This window comes from Flavobacterium sp. (assembly GCF_040402835.1).
Lineage (GTDB): Bacteria > Bacteroidota > Bacteroidia > Flavobacteriales > Flavobacteriaceae > Flavobacterium.
The window spans coordinates 27,648-45,860 of record NZ_JBBALW010000006.1 but is presented as its reverse complement, the minus strand read 5'-3'; the positions used below and the strand labels follow the sequence as shown (position 1 = coordinate 45,860).

At 32.7% G+C, this 18,213-nt stretch carries 13 protein-coding genes; 7 read left to right on the top strand and 6 right to left on the bottom strand.

Annotated features, from left to right (window positions below):
- Positions 1–11: 11 nt before the first annotated feature.
- The 6 genes from AC9UEH_RS03350 (at position 12) to AC9UEH_RS03325 (ending at position 6,132) form a co-directional block, all read left to right on the top strand.
- Positions 12–1,049: an acyl-CoA thioester hydrolase/BAAT C-terminal domain-containing protein gene (locus AC9UEH_RS03350; protein WP_509528360.1), complete on the top strand. Its 1,038-nt coding sequence runs from the start codon at positions 12–14 to the stop codon at positions 1,047–1,049.
- Positions 1,050–1,109: 60 nt separating this feature from the next.
- Positions 1,110–1,289, top strand: a complete 180-nt coding sequence (locus tag AC9UEH_RS03345; RefSeq protein WP_509528358.1) for a hypothetical protein — start codon at positions 1,110–1,112, stop codon at positions 1,287–1,289.
- A gap of 212 nt (positions 1,290–1,501) precedes the next feature.
- On the top strand, positions 1,502–4,156 hold the full coding sequence (locus AC9UEH_RS03340) for a T9SS type A sorting domain-containing protein (RefSeq protein WP_509528355.1): 2,655 nt from the start codon (positions 1,502–1,504) through the stop codon (positions 4,154–4,156).
- A gap of 257 nt (positions 4,157–4,413) precedes the next feature.
- The gene (locus AC9UEH_RS03335; protein WP_509528352.1) at positions 4,414–4,935 is read left to right on the top strand and encodes a GNAT family N-acetyltransferase; all 522 of its coding nucleotides are present in this window, start codon (positions 4,414–4,416) and stop codon (positions 4,933–4,935) included.
- 184 nt (positions 4,936–5,119) lie between these two features.
- Entirely contained in the window at positions 5,120–5,590 is a 471-nt protein-coding gene (locus AC9UEH_RS03330; RefSeq protein WP_509528350.1) for a GNAT family N-acetyltransferase, read from the top strand.
- A 116-nt stretch (positions 5,591–5,706) separates the two neighbouring features.
- Complete coding sequence (locus tag AC9UEH_RS03325) at positions 5,707–6,132, top strand: DUF3830 family protein (protein WP_509528348.1); 426 nt, start codon at positions 5,707–5,709, stop codon at positions 6,130–6,132.
- A 431-nt stretch (positions 6,133–6,563) separates the two neighbouring features.
- Here AC9UEH_RS03325 and yaaA read toward each other — a convergent pair whose 3' ends face one another.
- On the bottom strand, positions 6,564–7,322 hold the full coding sequence (yaaA, locus tag AC9UEH_RS03320; protein WP_509528346.1) for a peroxide stress protein YaaA: 759 nt from the start codon (positions 7,320–7,322) through the stop codon (positions 6,564–6,566).
- Positions 7,323–7,663: 341 nt separating this feature from the next.
- Between yaaA and AC9UEH_RS03315 the strand changes: the two genes are divergently transcribed.
- Entirely contained in the window at positions 7,664–9,286 is a 1,623-nt protein-coding gene (locus tag AC9UEH_RS03315; protein WP_509528344.1) for a T9SS type A sorting domain-containing protein, read from the top strand.
- Positions 9,287–9,777: 491 nt separating this feature from the next.
- Here AC9UEH_RS03315 and AC9UEH_RS03310 read toward each other — a convergent pair whose 3' ends face one another.
- The 5 genes from AC9UEH_RS03310 to AC9UEH_RS03290 form a co-directional block, all read right to left on the bottom strand.
- Positions 9,778–12,150 (bottom strand): RemA C-terminal-like gliding motility protein, encoded by a 2,373-nt coding sequence (locus AC9UEH_RS03310; protein ID WP_509528342.1) that lies wholly within the window; start codon positions 12,148–12,150, stop codon positions 9,778–9,780.
- A gap of 39 nt (positions 12,151–12,189) precedes the next feature.
- The gene (locus AC9UEH_RS03305; RefSeq protein WP_509528340.1) at positions 12,190–12,387 is read right to left on the bottom strand and encodes an Fjoh_0651 family PID-CTERM protein; all 198 of its coding nucleotides are present in this window, start codon (positions 12,385–12,387) and stop codon (positions 12,190–12,192) included.
- A gap of 481 nt (positions 12,388–12,868) precedes the next feature.
- Positions 12,869–14,611 (bottom strand): TonB-dependent receptor, encoded by a 1,743-nt coding sequence (locus AC9UEH_RS03300; RefSeq protein WP_509528337.1) that lies wholly within the window; start codon positions 14,609–14,611, stop codon positions 12,869–12,871.
- Positions 14,612–14,680: 69 nt separating this feature from the next.
- Positions 14,681–15,046 (bottom strand): four helix bundle protein, encoded by a 366-nt coding sequence (locus AC9UEH_RS03295; RefSeq protein WP_509528335.1) that lies wholly within the window; start codon positions 15,044–15,046, stop codon positions 14,681–14,683.
- Positions 15,047–15,130: 84 nt separating this feature from the next.
- Positions 15,131–18,145 (bottom strand): tetratricopeptide repeat protein, encoded by a 3,015-nt coding sequence (locus tag AC9UEH_RS03290; protein ID WP_509528333.1) that lies wholly within the window; start codon positions 18,143–18,145, stop codon positions 15,131–15,133.
- Positions 18,146–18,213 lie beyond the last annotated feature (68 nt).

Here is an 18,213-nt window from a genome sequence, read left to right as displayed (position 1 = left end):
TAAAACCCTTTATGCCGACAATTATTCAACAAATCAACCTTTTTTCAACCTTTTTTCAACCCTTCTCAACCTTGACGGACAGCAACGAACAGACTAATTTTGCAGTTCACAATTTAAATAAAGAGAAAATGAAAAGATTAAGAATTACAGGGTTGATGATTTTTGCGTTTACATTATTTTTCACAAAAACGTATTGCCAAACGGGTAAATATCAAAAATTAGTTTATCAATGGAGTGCACCCATTGGCCTGAATGAATTTCCAGTTGTTCTCATTATAGGAGGGTCAGAAGGTGGTATGAATTATGGACAGAAATGGATACCATTACTTAACAAAAAAGGATTTGGTGTAATGGCGTTAGCGTACTTAGGCAAGGATTCTTTAAATGAACAATTTGAAGAAATTCCAATTGAGTATTTTCAAACCGCATTAGACACACTTAGAAGTTTTAAAGGAGTAGATGTAAAAAAAGTTTCAATAATAAGTATGTCAAAGGGAACAGAAGCTGCGATGCTTTTAGCAATTGACAATCCGGATATCAAACTTTTAGTAGTAGCTTCACCAAGTCATTTAGTATGGCAAGGTATTAACCGTGAAAATTACCAATCGCTCAAATCAAGCTGGACCAAGAATAAAATGTCTTTGCCATTCATTTCATATGATTATTCAAAAGGATACTATCCTTTGATAAACTTTTATTTGGGTGCACTAGAAAAGCCAATCAATCAGTATGCAATAATACCGGTTGAAAGAATAAAGTGTAAAATTGTGGTTCTATCAGGTGGAAAAGATATGGTTTGGCCTTCAACCATAATGGCAAATAATATTAAAAGTAGGTTTTTAGAATCGCATACAGTGAATGAAATTGTTTATAAGGACTTCCCAAATTCGGGACATGGTTTTTTAATACCATTTCAGACAGATATTGAAAAACAACAAATCCTCGAAAAAATTAGAAAAAATATTGATTTTTTAGGTGGAAGTGTTGATGCTTTTGAAAATGCAATGACCGAAAGCCTGAAAATAGTTATAAATGAATTATCAAAATAAGAATTGCTAAAAAAAAACGAATTCCATATGAAAAAAAATAAAAAAAAAAGAAATCTGTTTATGTCCACAACAATAATGTGTGGACTTTTTGTTGTTGCATTTACGTTCAAAGGTGACCAAATTACTTGGTTATGGGCTGACAATAAACCCGTAGCAATTATTTTAGGCATCTTAGCTATTGTATTAGGAACACAATGGATAAAGTATCAAAGACTATTGAATAATGCAAAACAGAATTAGAAGAATGTAACAAAAACGGCTTATACCACGGGTTTGGCAAAAGTGGCGGTTCAGTGCTCCGCAGACACATTTGTGGTTAAGCAAAGTTTGGTTCTCCGAATCAACATTTGTGGTAAAAATCGCCACCTTCGCCAAGCCCGAAACCGTCATGTAATATTTTATATCTTAAATTTAGAAAATCTATCTTAAAGAGTAACTAAACAAAAAATAAAATGAAAACAAAAATTACCCCTTTATTCGTAATAGCTTTAGCTATTTTTTCTACAAATTCAAAAGCACAATCAGTTAGTTTTACGAACTTACCAAATCAACCATCTGATAATATTATATCCATTGTCAATGACCCAACATCTAACGACATATATGCTGCAGGCACTTTAAAAGTTATAAAATCAATTGATTCAGGTGCAACATGGTCATTAACAGGCAACACAGGTGCGGCAAACTTAAATGTCATATACTTTACAACTAGTGGGCAACTATATGCAGGCGTTGACAAAACAAATGGCTCTAATTTAGGGTTAATTAAATACATCAAAACCACTGATACTTGGACTGCTGTTGCTGGCTCACCACAAGATATTACCGCAATTGTTGAAGATAATAGTGGTAATTTAATTGTGGGGACAGGCTCAACTGGTAATTATGGTGCATCTAATCCAATCAATAAAAGCTCAGGTATGTATTATTATACTGTTGCTACAAGTACTTGGAGTACTATCAATACAGGTTTACCATCTGTTCCAACTTATACTGTTTTTCCTTTTATTAAAAGTTTAGTAAAAACAGTTGCGGGTACTGTTATTGCAGCTACTTATGGCAATGGTGTATTACAGTTCAACGGCGCTACTTGGAGTAATTACGGTACTGGCTTATCAACTAATTATATAAATACATTAGCACTCACTAGCACAGGGAGTTTATTAGCAGGTACAGACATCGGTGTAAGTGTGGTATCAAACGCTGCAAGTGCATGGTCTGTAATCAGCTCTGGATTACCTGCTAATAAACCTGTTCGTACCTTGTCTATAAACAGTAGTGGAACTTTTTTTGCAGGCTTGGGATTTTATCATTACCAAAATGGTAATATGGCTGGCGATATTTATTCGAGTACTAATAACGGTACATCGTGGTTAAATACTTCAACAGGTTATACGGGTGGAGTCGTATATTCAATCTGTTCTCATCCATCGGGTAATTTATTTATTGGTTCGGCAGGTATTTGGAAAAGCCTCAATAATGGGGCATCTTGGGCATACTCTATGACTGGTGTGAAACTAGCCAATCAAACTATTAAATTAACAAAAAACTCAGCTGGCGATATCTTTGTGATGTGCCATAATAATCTTTTAGGAACACGTTTGCCTTATGGAGGCGTATTTAAATCTACTGATAATGGCGTAACGTGGCAACAAATTGTAAATGGTATTAAAGCACAAAATTTAGATGAGATTTTTGTTGACAGCCAAGATAATATTTGGCTAAGTGGGAGCATCCTCAAATCTAACGCTAATGGTACTAATACAATTTGGGGTACACCAGAATTATATAAATCAACTAATGGAGGAAATACCTGGGTTCAAAATACCTCAATAGTAGCGGCCTCGGGTGCCTATAATCATATTAAAGAATCAAGTAATGGTAAACTTTTTGTGGCGAGTTCATGGGGTACTGGTCAAACAAATATTTCTTCGTCCACAGATTATAATACGTTTGATAATAGCCTTAACATGCCCCCAAACAATGGCAATTTTAGTTTTGGTTTAGCAACTAATAGTAACAATGACGTTTTCCTTGGAACAGAAATAAACGGCATTATGCGTTCAACGAGCAATGGTGCCTCAGGTACATTTATCCCCATTACAACAGGCTCAACTTACACAGCAAGTACACCTTGCCCACTTGGTAATACAGGTGTTTTTGTAGATCCTTATTCGCAATATGTATTTGGTACTGGAACAAATGGCACAACAACAGGTATTCGATATTACGCATCAACAAATACAAATAATGGAACCATTATGTTTCCGTTCTTAAATTTCCCTCCAACATTTACAGCCGCTGCTGATGTGGCCTTTTCTAATACAGGTAAAATGTACACATTAGTACAGTCAAGTCAATTTAATCAAGTAGGAATATATGAAACTCAAGGCCCATTTAATACAAATTCAGCTTTCACAAAAACAATTAGCACAGGTACTTTGTCGTATTATTTCAATTCATTATACATTGATAAGTGTGGTTACTTGTATGGTACATATCAAGGAGGTGGCATTTCAATTTCAAATGGTCATGTAAACTCGCCTTCACAAAGCATTTTAGCACTTCCTACTAACAATGCAATAAATGTATCAATAACTCCTCTATTAACATGGAATGCCTCTTGTTTAGCTGATAGTTTTAATATAGAAATAGCAACAACCCCTAGTTTTTTAAGTACAATAGTTAGTCAAGCAAATCTTTTAGGTAATAATTATTCCGTTTTAACTGGAACTTTAAACCCAAGTACTACCTATTACTGGAGAGTCTATGGTACGAATAATGTTGGAGTCGGTTCGTGGTCTAGTATTTTTAATTTTACAACGGATCTTGCACCATTGTCTATTCAAACACAAGATTTACATGGAGCTTTTGATATTTACCCAAATCCAACAAATAGTTTTGTGAATATTGTTTTGCGTGAAAATAAGTTTGCCGCAAATAAAATTATTATTTATGATTTAACAGGGAAAGAAATAAAATCATTAGATGTAAAATCAAATATGGATTCATTACAAATAGATGTATCTACTTTCTCTAAAGGGTGTTACCTTTTGACTTTACAATCCGACGAAATGAAATATTCAAAAATTTTTACTGTAAAATAAATAGAAAATTTGAGCCACTTAACAACGAAAAAGAAACAACGAACTGGCTAACACAACCTAAATCCCATTTGGGCATTCGGCTTCGGCTTTTGCAAAAGCGGTAGACAATTAGTTAATTTTCGCTTTGCAAAAATCCAATAAACATTTAGCTTTGTCAATAATATTTCGGTAAACAAAGATTAAAATACCCAAACGGAATTTAGTTTGAAACCGAAAAGCGATAACGAAACAAGCTGGAAAAAGATAAAATCAAGCTAATGATAGAAACGGAAAGATTAATTTTAAAACCATTGACATACGGCCAGTTAGTAAAATACACTAAATGTGATAATTCTTTGGAAGCCGAACTGAATTTGAACGAGACTTCAAGAACAATTTCGCCAGAACTAAAAGAAGCATTTCAACAAACTATTTTACCAAACGTAGCGAACAAATCTAAAAATTATTTGTATTCAACACTTTGGACAGGAATTTCAAAATCTGAAAACAAAATGATAGGTGACTTATGTATTGTTGGAGAACCAAATGCAGAAGGAGAAATTGAGATTGGTTATGGAACTTATGACGAGTTTAAAGGAAAGGGATTTATGACAGAAATTGTAGGAGGAATTATTGAATGGACTAAAACACAACAAATCGTAAAAGCAATAATTGCTTCTACAAGCAAAACGAATACTGCCTCTTTCAAAGTGCTTGAAAAAAATAATTTTATTAAAATTGGAGAAACTGAAGCATTGTTTAATTGGAAATTAGAAATGAAAAAAATAATAATTCCATAACTAGAAAAACAACGAACCGCTTACACTTGCTAAATCTCATGGCTGGTTTTTCGGTAAATTGTTCGTTTACTTTTCATAACTTCGCTTGGTCGCTTTTGAAAAAAAAGATTTCCATAAACCGCCACGAGCTCTAACAAGGAAACTTGTCCAGACAAAGCAACCTTCAAACAGAAAACAAAAAGTAATGGAACAAAAAATAATTTATAGAAAGGCTAATCAAACGGATGCTATTAAGCTTTCCATTCTTTTTAAAACAGTGTACATTCAAACTTATGGTACAGAAGGTGTATCAGACGAGTTTGCAAATTTTATTACAAAGCAGTTCTCTGTCGAAAGGCTACACGACTTAATTGTGAACAACCCAGACACATTGATTTTAGCCGTTTATAAAGACAATTTAGTTGGTGTAGTAGAAATAGAATTTGACAAAAAATGTCCAATAAACAATATTATTGCACCAGAACTAAACAAATTATATATTTTAGAATGGTTCTGTGGACAAGGAATAGGATATAAACTATTGGCAGAGGCCGAAAGAGTTGTGAAATCAAAAGGAATCAGTGAAATGTGGCTTTGGGTTCTTGTTACAAACGAAAGAGCCATCTCATTTTACGAACGACAAAATTTCAAATGGATTGGAAACGCTCCTTTTTAAATGGAAACAAATAGTTACGACAACAAGGTTATGGTGAAACAATTTTAATGCTGAAACATTAAATAGACAAGCTATAAATGACAACATATTAACCATCAAATAAACAACAAAATAGTATGACAGGATTTAAAATCACGGACTCAGAAAACATAGAAATAAAATTTGAGTTTTACTTTGACACAGCACCTTTGACATCAAAGGCATTTATTGACATTTTACCTTTTACAAGAACTTTTAATCATGCAAGAGTATCTGGACAAGAAATTTGGATAGACAACGTTCCTCAACTTGACATCATTCAAGAAAACGCATCGGTATTTACAGAACAAGGTGAAGTTGTATTCGGTCCAAAAAAACCAATTAGAACAAAAACAGCAAACTGTTTTGGCATTTACTATGGCGAAGGCAAAGGGCTTGATGCTTGCAACATTTTTGCTAGAGTAATCGAAAGTGACAAGCAAAAATTGATTGACCTTGGAAATAGTATTTGGAAAAACGGCTCAAAAGAATTGACAGTTTCAATTGCAGACAATTCTAAATGACAACGACAAAGAAAAAACAACGAACCCGACCGCTATGATATGTCCCTAAAACGAATAAATGATTTTTATTCCAAACCACCTGAATTATAATTTGAGGCTTTTAGAATGAATTTTGATACTAAAAGCTCGAAATTGCGAGCTATTAACCTGAAATTTCGAGTTAAAAGCCTGAAATTTTCATTTTGGTTATCCTCAAAGGTTTCCAAAACCTTGTAGGTTATTATTGCTTACGCAGAGACAAGAAAAAACGAATATTCTTGTCATGCTGAACTTGTTTCATCATCTCAAAGAAGATGAAAATAGCATCTGAAATAAATTCAGATTGACAAATCAAAGGTGAAATTCAGATTTTCCAAATAATCGCATCAACGATTAACCGAATAAACACTTCTTCCAAATAACCAAATCCACGAATAAACCCTTCCTAAAAACTATCTCGTAAAAACCAATTTCATTTCAGTGGATAAATTAGCGTCATAACAATATCCCTCATAATTAAACCCTTTCAAATCGTCAATAGTTTGGGCATTAGTATCAATGATGTAACGCACCATCAAACCCCTAGCTTTTTTAGCAAAAAAACTAATCATTTTTAATTTTCCGTCTTTATAATCTTTAAATTCTGGAGTAATCACGGGTACTTTCAACGCTTTTACATCTACTACCGAGAAATATTCGGTACTTGCTAAGTTTACAAACAACTCCCCTTTAGCCAGTGATTTGTTTAAAGCAACAGTAACATTATTTTTCCAAAAGGCATATAGGTTTTTAGCATCGCCAACAGCTATTTTCGTACCCATTTCCAAGCGATACGGCTGGATTAAATCCATAGGTTTCAACAAACCATACAATCCAGAGAGTATGCGTAATCTGCTTTGTAAATCTTCCAATTTGTCCAACGGAATCGTACGAATGTCAATACCAGTATAGACTTCACCATCAAAGGCAAAGATCGCGGGACGTGCATTTTGGGGTGTAAAAGGTGTTTTCCAATCTTGGTTGCGTTGCCAATTCAAATTTGCCAATTTATCAGAAATATCCATTAATCCTGACAAGTCTTTTGGCGAAAGTTTTTTCAAAACGCTGTGAACTTGTCGTGATTGCTTTAGAAAAGTAGCTTCCGAATAAATATCGGTTGATAAAGGCATTTCAAAATCCAATGATTTAGCTGGAGAAATTACGATTTTCATAGTGGTTTTTATTGAATTCCAAAAGTACAAATTAGTAACAAAAATTACTAATGTGAGATGGAAATTGTTTTTTAAAACACTAATAAAGAAAATTAATTAGTATTTTATTAATCAAAACAATTTATATAGATTTTCTAAAAAACGGAAATAATTTGTATGAAAATAAAATTACATAAAAGATTTAAAATCAGAGATATTAGAAATATTTAATTTTATATTTTTCAATTCATTAATATTCTATCTTTGATAGATATATACAAATATTGGTTTTAAGAAATATTGGTTTTAACAGAAATATTTAGAATGGAATTACAAATAATATAACTATTAAATGAAAAAAAATGAAAAAAATTACGCTATTATTTATTTTATTGATGTGTTCAAATATGTACTCCCAATGGACTACAAACACAGCTCTGAATACACAAGCAGTTAGTTCTAATTCAGATGATATTAAATCTGTTGGTACTTCAACTGGAAAAACGTATGTGGTTTTTTGGAAAGTAGTTCCTAGTCCAGCTAATTATGAATTACGACTTCAGGTATTAGATGCAGATGGAAACAAACTACTTGGCTTAGATGGAATATTAGTGAGTAGCACACTTCCTATGAGCACTTCAACAGCTATTTCTAAAATAGCTATAGATAAAGAAGATAATTTATATATTGGAGTTACGGGTACTTCCAACTATTACGGATATGGTTTTAAAATGAATACTAATGGTGTCCACCTTTGGAATCCAAATGGTGTGAATCTTGGAAGTGGAAATTTGGTAACTATATTACCCTTAACAACAGGAGAAGCCATAATAGCTTGGCTTGCCAATGGACAAACATTAATGCAAAAATTTGACACAAGTGGCAATCCAATTTGGAACACGAACCAACAAGTATCAAATGGTGCTTCTGGAACAAAAGGACCTGGCGATTTATTCGAACTTTCGGGGGGACAATTTATGTTGGTTTTTCACGTAGTGAGTTCAAGTATCTATTCAACGCTATATGCTCAAAAATATGATGCTAGCGGAAATTCTCTTTGGGCTTCTCCAACCCAATTATCAAATAAAACAACCACTTACAACTCCTTTTATAGCGGAACCCAAGACGGTGATGTTGTTTATTATGGTTATAAAGCAAGTAGTTCCAACCGTTTCGACTCCTTTTTACAGCGAATAAACCCTGACGGCACAATTCCTTGGGGAATTAATGGGATGGATTTTGATGTAAATCAAACCAACTATGAAATGGATACAAAAATAGCCTTTTCTCCTGGCTCGCAATACATTTGGTCTATTTGTAATTATACAAATACATCTCAAAGTCAATTTGGCTTATACATTCAGAAATTTAATAAAACTACCGGCGCAAGACTATTAACTGATACTGCTAAAGTTATTTACGCCATTGGATCATACAATCAAAATAGTGGCGATTTAAGATTAATTGGCGATCAACCTTTATTTTTAGTAAAAAGTGGAATGGATAATGGTGCGAGTCCTACAACGCTAAATGCCTGTTTATTGAATACAATTGGAGATTTTGCATGGGCTGGAGAAACAAAACCTATGGCAACTTTTTCGGCTAATAAAGGTCGGATTCATTTTAATAGACCAGTAAATGGAAAAGTTGTGAGCGTATTTATTGAACAAAAAACAACAGGAAACTCAATGATTTACGCACAAAGCCTTTCTGATAATACCATTTTGTCAACTGAAAATTATTTTTCTGCCAACGAAAATATATCTTATATAAACCCTGTTCAAAATGAACTAAACATTCTATCAAAATCAATAATCACGGAAATTCAAATCTATACTTTTTTAGGACAAAAAATAAGTGAAAATTTTAATGTTAATAGTTTATTTTACAATTGTACTACTCAGGGATGGAATTCAGGAATTTATATTATAACCTTGAAAACAAATTCCGGTATTGTCAAAAAAATAAGAATAATTAAAAACTAGCATTCGATTAACCTCAAAAAAAAAGCCAAGAAGTACTAATTTTAATTCATGGCTTTTTTATTTTCAAATATTTCGGCTTTGAAAACGTTACTTAAATACTTTTAAAAAAGAGTAAAATTTACTTACTATTTAGTGCAAATAATTCTTTTTATATTTAGAAATGTAATTATTAATAGCAAAGATAGGTTACCATAAAGAAATTGGTTAATCGTTTAATAGAATCTGAAATAAATTCAGATTGACAAAACAAAGATTAAATTGAGATTGACAAAAAAAATTAAATTCAGATTTTCCAAATAACCGAATCAACGATTAACCAAATCAAACCTTCCCCCTCCAACTACTTCACTCTTTTCTTCTTCTCTTTTCATAGAGAATTGAGAAAAGAAATAGCCAAATCTAGGATTAACCGATTTTTATTTTTTTTGGTTCTGAACTACGAATAATCTCATAATTTAACTTGCTAAGGAAATAAAATCCGAAGGAATCTGTTAATTAGTTAATCGATTAATTAATTTTTGTGTAGCTATAGCTCCGTTTTCTAATTTGATTTTAGCTATGTAAATTCCTTCAGAAAAATTAAATACAGTAGTACTAGATGTTAAATCAGCACCTTTGATAGAGGTTACTTTTCTTCCAGCAATATCATATATTTGTATGCTACTAATTCCTATTGAAGCAACAACTGATAACATTCCGTTTTCTATGAAAGCAATCGCCTTAGGTCCTTGATAATTAGGATTATTAAGCGCTCCGTCTTGATATACTATTTCAAAACGATTGTTAGCCGCAGCGGAATCACTTGAAAAAGTATAGTCAGTAAGTGTTAAATCGGTATAGGTATTCAAAATTAAATCATGCACATAAACTGGGGTTGCAGCAGCAAAAACTCCTTCTTTTTCTTGAATGCTCAAGGTAAAATTTTCCAATGAAGTGCCTGTTTTACTAACTCCTATAGGTACTACATCTGTATTTATAAAATTAGGCCTTGCGTTGATGGCTAATTTTCTTCCATCATTTTCAAGGATACTGTATAATTGTGCGGTACTTACAGAATTTCTACCAGCATCATACATACGGTCGTAGCCCATTGTGCCTTCAGGCAAATAGGAAACTACTATTTGGCTAAATACCCCATTGTCTCCGGTCATGTTCACTTTGTAACGATCCATAACGGGTGTTTCATTCGCTACTCTGTTAAAATCAGTGTTATTGCCAGTTAAACGCATACAATTGGTAAATGTTATATTTCCTGTTGCCAAAGCCTTAACCAAGAATCCTTGCCCGGATGCAATTTTACCTGCAAAAGGGGTTGACGATACATTTGATGATGCAGTAGTTCCAGCTCTTGTATAGGCAATGTAATCTGCTTGGCCATAAGCGGCTCCATTGTTTGGAGTAATCGCTTTCCAAATATATATAACTCCATCTACAGTGGTGTTATTTTGCAAAAACACATCGGCGTCAATGGCACTAGGATAAGGATTTGCTAATAAATTATGACTTGTCCCTCCGTTTGGATTTGAAGCATTCTGAACTACTCCCACTGTAATATCTCCGTTATTCGCAGTACCCGTAAATTTAAGATTAATATAATCAGTAGCACTTAAAGTTGTAAAAGGTGCTTGCGCTTTTACTCTAGCTATAAAACCTTTTCCAATTTCTGTAGTAGTTAGGTCTTGCCATCCACCACCTGTTCCAGAAACATATTTATATTTGCTATCAAAAGCACCTGCAGAAGCAGCGGTGCTTGCTTGTGCTAATGCCAATTGACTGAAAGCATCTTCTACTATTGGAGAACCAAAATAGGTATAATCGTTTTGGCGTATGGAACGAGTAGCTTTAGTAAGCTCAATTAAAGGTTTAGCTACACCCGTAGCTCTTTGAACTAAACTAGCGCCACTAGACATAATAATTTTTCCTGTACCTGTAATTCCATTCACCACTTCTATAGATTGACCATTTGTTAAAGTTATATTTGCATTTAACACTAAACTATTACAAACAAAAGAACCGGGAGAACCTGCAGAAGAAATTGTAACTGCATCTGCAAGTGTTGGAGTTATTGAGAAATTTGAACCGGCCCAAGATAATGCACTACCTGCTGAAAAGGATAATTCAGGACAAACAGTTCCTTTTAATCCAATTGAAAAGCCACTATAATTAGCCAGTGGAACATTTCCAGTGGAAGACACAGAACCAGTGGTTATAGTGCTTGCTCCTCCAAGTATTGAGGTGACATCTACTAACGACGGAATCGCTTCCCATTTTGAAGTACTTGTTTTGTATCCTGCAATGGAAATATCAGCCAATCGAAAAGTTGTTAAAGCGCTTATAGAGCTTGCCGCGTTCCAAGTTAATGTCAATGCAGTATTAGAACCCGTAACTTTCCAATATTCTAGTACTGAAATGCTAGTTAAACTTGCGTCTAAAGTTGTTGTTTGACCAATTGTAGTTGGATTGGCTCTAAAATAAGCAGCTTTAACTCCTGTAGATCCAGAAACTGGGGTAACTTTAATTGGCGCATAATAATTTGTTGCTGAAACAATTTGACCAATTGGGAATGTAAAGGCGGTAGTGCCTAATGTACTTACCCAACCGTCTACAAATTGTGTTGCTGACCCAGTAGCTGTTGTAGCTCCTGCATTAATAACTAAAACACCTGTTGTTCCAGTTTTTAAAGTAGAAGTTGAAGCCAATGTTCCAAAACTCAAATTACCAGAACTCAAAAAAACCGATGCGTTAGATCCTACATATAGTGGACCGTTATTTTGCATTTGAGCAACAGCATTTAAAATTATAAATAACATTCCCAATGAGGAAGTGAAGTTTTTTTTATTTTTTTTAATTGTAATTATTTTCAAAATAGTGAAATTTAATAGTTATAATTTTTTAAAGTAGTATTATTCAATAATATACTTTTTTTTGACTTTAAATAAAAAATATCCCCCTAACAAAACAGCTACACAGACAAACGAGATAGTATAATCATTTATAGGTGAAGGAGGAGGTTCTGGTCCATCGATTGGATCCTGAGCAAAACTTTTCGCTACACTAATTAACCCAATTAATAATACTAGGAAATTTTGTTTTTTAAACATTTGAATTTATGTTAGTATTAAAATTTTATTTGTGGCATTTTGCTTTAAATAAGAAAATATTCTTGCTTTCAACTTATTTGAATTAAGAAAAATATTGCAAATTTAGCTTGGTTTTACAAATAAAAAAATACTAAGTAATAAGTGGTAACATATTCGTATAAGTGGTAATATATCGTTTTAATTGTTTTTTTAATCTTTTTTTATTTGCATTTAATTGAAAAATGAGTGTTTAATTTCTATAAAAAAAATAAAAAACAAGCGGAAAAAATAAGTGGAAAAATTAAAATATCGTAAAATCAAATGTCATGAAATAGTAAAACACTATTTAAACATCCGATTTCAATAAATTACATATTTTTGAATATATAATTTATTATACGAATTACTTATAATGGGGATTTTAGGCAATTCGATTTGTTGTATATAAAGTAAAAAAATTTAGCGTTATTTTCAAAAATAATTACTCTTAAAAAAAAATTTTTTAAAAATCAAACTTATAGCTCGCTCCTAAAATCACTTGAAATCCTTGAACAGGATAATTCATCCATCTTTGATAGGCTTGATTACCAATATTATTGAATTTCAAAAATCCTGTTAAGCGCTCACTGTGTTTGTATCCAACGTTTAAATTTGCATCGAAATAACTGGAAATAGTTGTTATTCTTGGAAATGCAAAAATATCTGTGTTTACTTGCAAATCTTTTCTTTCACCAACGAAGAACACATTGGCACCAGCATACCACTTTTTAGTGATTGTTACATTCAAATTAGAACCCAATTGTATCGCAGGCAAATTCCAAGCTTCTTCTTGAAAATGAGTTGAATAGCTGCTAAAAGTTCCGTTTATCCCGAAAGATACTTTCTTTGAAAAATCAGCATTTAATTCGCTGAAAAAACGCACCGTTTTAATATCATCATATACAACTCCAAAAGAATTTCCGAATTCGTAATCTTCATTGGCACTATTTTCAGTGAAGTTATTGCTTTTGAATAACGCTTTATTTTTCTCGTTTTGAAAGGAACCTCGAATAGTATAACTCACCGCACTTGCTAATTTTCCTTTCAATCCAGCAAAAATATCATATTGTTTGTCGGTTGGGGCAATCGCCAATGTAGGTGAAATATTTGGATTTTCATTTGAGAAATCACGATAAGAATTTTGATCCAAACTCCCCTCTGCGCCTGTGTAGAAAATCATATAATCGCCAACAACTTTCAAAGAAGCATTTATTTGCGGATAAACGAACAATTTATTTTTACTGTTTTCATTGTCAATGCTATAAAAAACAGCAGCTCCAAAGTTCACAGACCAATCATTTTTATTGATTACCACACTTGGATGAATTCCAAAATTGGTATATCCGTATTTTATGGGATTCGTTGTAAAAAAGTCCTTTTCAAAACTTCCACCTAAATAATCAACAATAAAATTGGTCTTAATTTTTTCATCAAATGCATCAAATTCAAAAGACGGTTTTATATAAAATCTATTTTCAGACGAACCTCGTGCATCCCAAAAATGATTATATTTTACGCTCCCTTCCATGAAAAAACTATCATTTAAACTGAATTTTGCACCAGCATAAAAATTATGAAAAGTATGTTGCGGATTGATTCCGTCAATTAAAATTGGAGACAAATTTTCAGGCAAACCGTACCAATTATATACTTGGTTTTGATAGCCTAAATCGGCATTCCAAGTCAAGTTTTTCTGTTGATTTCCGTAGGTTAAATCCAAAGAAGTCGTATAGAATTTATCGTCCAATGCAACGCCTTTAATTCCACCTTGAGACGAAAGATGGCGCAGCATTCCACCTACATATTCGGTATCACTGATATTTTCTGTCACGAAAAGTTCTGCATTTAGCGTGGTATAATTCCCAAATCCCAACGTCAGGTAATTTTTGAATAATTTCTCCGATTCTGATTTGTCTACATTTGCGGCCCTACCTTTAGAAGGCGTGAAAGTAGAAGCCACCGGAAAAGAAAAAATCGAGTATTTAATCACTTCCTTTTTAGTATTGTCTTCATCTTCTAAAGCGGGTGTTTCCTTTACTTTAAAAGCATCAGAAATTGTTGGTGTGTATGGTTTTACCACATTTACAACTTCAGTTCCAATGTTTTCGTCTTTCTTTTGGGAAAAGGAAAATTGAGAAACTAAAAGAAGACTAAAAGATAACAATCGAAGATTAAAAGATGACAGACGAAGAGATGATAGACTCAATAGAGAAAGATTAAAAGATAATAGACGAAGAGATAATATTCGGGTAAGTATGGGGTTATTTGACATAAATTATTTGTTTAATGTATTTTGAAATGACATTGTTGCTTTTTGAAATTCTTCTATTTTATTCTCAATATATTGCGATGATTCATCCGTTATGTATTTTTGACTATTTGCCAATATCAATTGCGTTTGAAGTTCAAATGACGAACCTAATGAAATATCGATAAAATGACTGAAAGATTTATTTGTCCGGCTTGAACCTTCAGCAATATTAGATGGCATAGAAACAGAACATCGATTCATTTGACTCGCCAAACCAAATTTTTCTGAACTTGGAAAACTCGCTGATATCTTAAATATTTCCTTTGCTAATTCCATTGCCATTTGCCAAATCTTTAGTTTTTTAAAATTATGTCTTTTAAATTCGCTCATGTTTTATTTGTATCTACCTTAAATTAAAAAAACATTTTCTCAATTTCTAACTGTCTATTATCTATCCGTCTATTATCTTTTCGTCTATTTAATTACAGACGAATTCGTCTTAGCTTCTTCAGTTTTAATAACATCCAATTCCTTTTGCGCTTCTTCTACAACATCCGGAAAAGCAGTGAAATTCTTAATGACACTATCCAAAATATACGTCGCTTGGAAACTGTCTTTCAATCCATAGAAGTTTTTTGCCATAACGACCAATCCTTTTGCACCAAAATATTTATAGCCCGAATAATCTTTAGTTAGTTTTTGAACTACGGTATTGGATTCTTCAAATTTCGCATCAATATTTTTGAAATAGGCATCATAATACAACGCTTCAGCAGCCAATTCTCCTTTTGCAAGTGTCAATAATTTGGCGTAAGCCAGACGTGATTTAGGTTCATCATTAGAATTTATAGCCGAACGAGCCACTATAATTTGAGCATCACTTTTTACTTTATTGTCTGTTTTCGGATTATTCAAAACCTTGTCTGCATAAACTACGGCGTTCACATAATCCTTTTGTTCGTAATACGTTTTCATCAAATTAGCTTGCGCAAATGTTATATTTTGAGGAAAATCAGCTTCTGTTTCCAAACGTTTTAAAATTGGAATCAACTTCTCAAAATCATTTGATTTAGTATGAATTTGAGCCAATCTTGCCAAGGCTTGTTCCGTAAATTCATTCCTTGGTTTCGAAATAACAAAGTCATAATTGGCAACTGCGTTTGATTCTAATCCATCGGCAAAATACGATTGTGCCAAATAGAAATTGGCGTTCAAAGCGTGATTTCCATTAGGAAATTTTGAAACATAACTGCTAAATGCCGAAATAGATTGCTTGGTATTGTTCTGCAAATATTGTTTTTCGGCAGCTTCGTACGTGTCATTATCTAATTCTGCATCGGTCACAGAAACAAAATCCAAAGTTCGCACCCAAGTCGCATATTCATCTACTTTTCCATTGTCAACATAAATAATTCTGGCGGTTGAAACGGCTTCTAAAGCTTCTGGAGTTTTAGGATATTCTGCAGCCACTTTCTTGAATTTACCAATCGCCAAATCATCTTTTTCAGAATTATAATAAATTAATCCTTGACGCAAAATTGCTTTTGAAGCATACGAACCATTTCTAAATTCGCTAATCAATTGGTCGTAGGTTTTAATTGCCAAATCCGATTTCTTTTCAGCAACATAAGTATTTCCCAATTCAAATAAGGCATCATCACGGTATTGCGATTTTGAATACGTAGCAATTAACTTATTCAAGTCCTCAATTTTCTTATCATTTTTAGATACAAAACCGTAACTAATTGCTTTTTGAAAAGCCGCATAATCCGCATCGATGCTTTTCAAATCAATCGCTTTATTATACGCATCCATCGCTGGCCAATACTTTGTCGAAACGAAACGGCTGTCGCCCAAACGTAAATAAGAATCGTTCAATCTGATTTTATCGTCTTTAACGGCGTCAATTTGCGCTTGGAAAAAATTTCCTGCTTGCTCGTATTCTTTTAATTTGAAATAGGAATAGGCAATATTGTAATTTATATTTTTGAATTCGGTAATGTTTTTAGCTTCTGCAAAACCTATAAATTGTTTGAAACTCAACAACGATTCATTGAAACTGTCTAAAACAAATTCAGTTTCACCTTTCCAAAAAGTAGCACGAGCGGTAAATTTTGAATCTTTTTGTTCTCCAATAGATTTCTTGAACATTGCTAATGCTTCTTGGTAATTTCCATCAGTATATAATTCTAAACCTCTATAAAAAGTCACTTTTTGATACGCCTGTTTGTTGGCAAAACTTTTATTTTTTTCTAATAGTTCTAATGCGCCTTTATAATTTTTTGATGTAATAAAGGAATTTATCAATAGCGTTTCAATATCTGTTTTGCTTGGGGAATTAGGATATTTATCTAAAAAAGCGGACAATACATCAGGAACGCTTTGATATGAATTTCCAATATCATAACTCAATTTAGCATAATTTAAAGCAGCATCTTCTTGAATTTTTACATCAAATACCATTTCTGAAGCATTTTTAAAAGCATTCAAAGCTTGTTGTTTTTTATCGGTTTTCAAATAACTTTGACCTAAATGATAATATGCATTTTGTGCAACAAAGTCTTTGCCATCAATGATTTTATTGAATTGGGCGATGGCGTTTTCAAAATCATTTTGTTGATAATAAGCAAATCCCAATTGGTAAAAATCGGTATTGTTCCATTTTCCTTTTTTACCTTTATATTCTTTCAAAAAAGGAATGGCTTTTTCATATTGATTCAAATTAAAATAGCTTTCGCCAATGATTTTATTCAATTCTGATTTCTCTAAAGCATTGGATTTTGCCATTGCAACCAAACCTAAATCAATAGCTTTTTGGAAATTTCCTAATTTGAAATTCATATCAGCCTGAAAATACGAGAGCTTTTCTTTATATTTTTCCTCGCCAGAAACTTGGTCGAAATACTTAGTTGCATTTTTATAATCATCGCCTTCATAAGCCATAAAACCTAAATAATACTTGGCTTGCGAACCATAATTTGGCGAATTGAGCACTTTGTTAAAATACGGTGTAGCTTCAATTTTGTTTTTTGCGGTAAAAAAAGCATATCCTTTTTGGAAATTAAATTTATCAATATCGTCAGAATCCAATGTGCTTTCATCTACTTTATCAAACCAAATTAGAGATTTTGGATAGTTACCTTGTTCAAAATAATATTCTGCAACTTCAATGTAGGCTTGGTTTCTTTTGGTACTTGTTGGGTAATCAGAAACGAAATTCTCCATCATTGCATCTGCATTCGATTGATTGAGATGAATTGCGCAATTTGCACTGTAATAGGCACAATCCGATTGTACTTCGCTACTTTTATTTTCTAATTTTACTTTGTCAAAAATAATTTGAGCAGATAAATATTGCCGGTTATTATTTAGTGAAAGAGCATTATTGAACGCTTCCAAATCGTTCGTATAAATTGCGGATTTTTGAGCAAAAATGGTTGATATTCCGATGAAATATAACAGTAAAAAGAGCCAAGATTGTTTGCGCATAGTAGGATTTGTTTAATACATTCAAATATATCGTATTCTGTAAACTATAACGGGGTTGCATTCGTTTT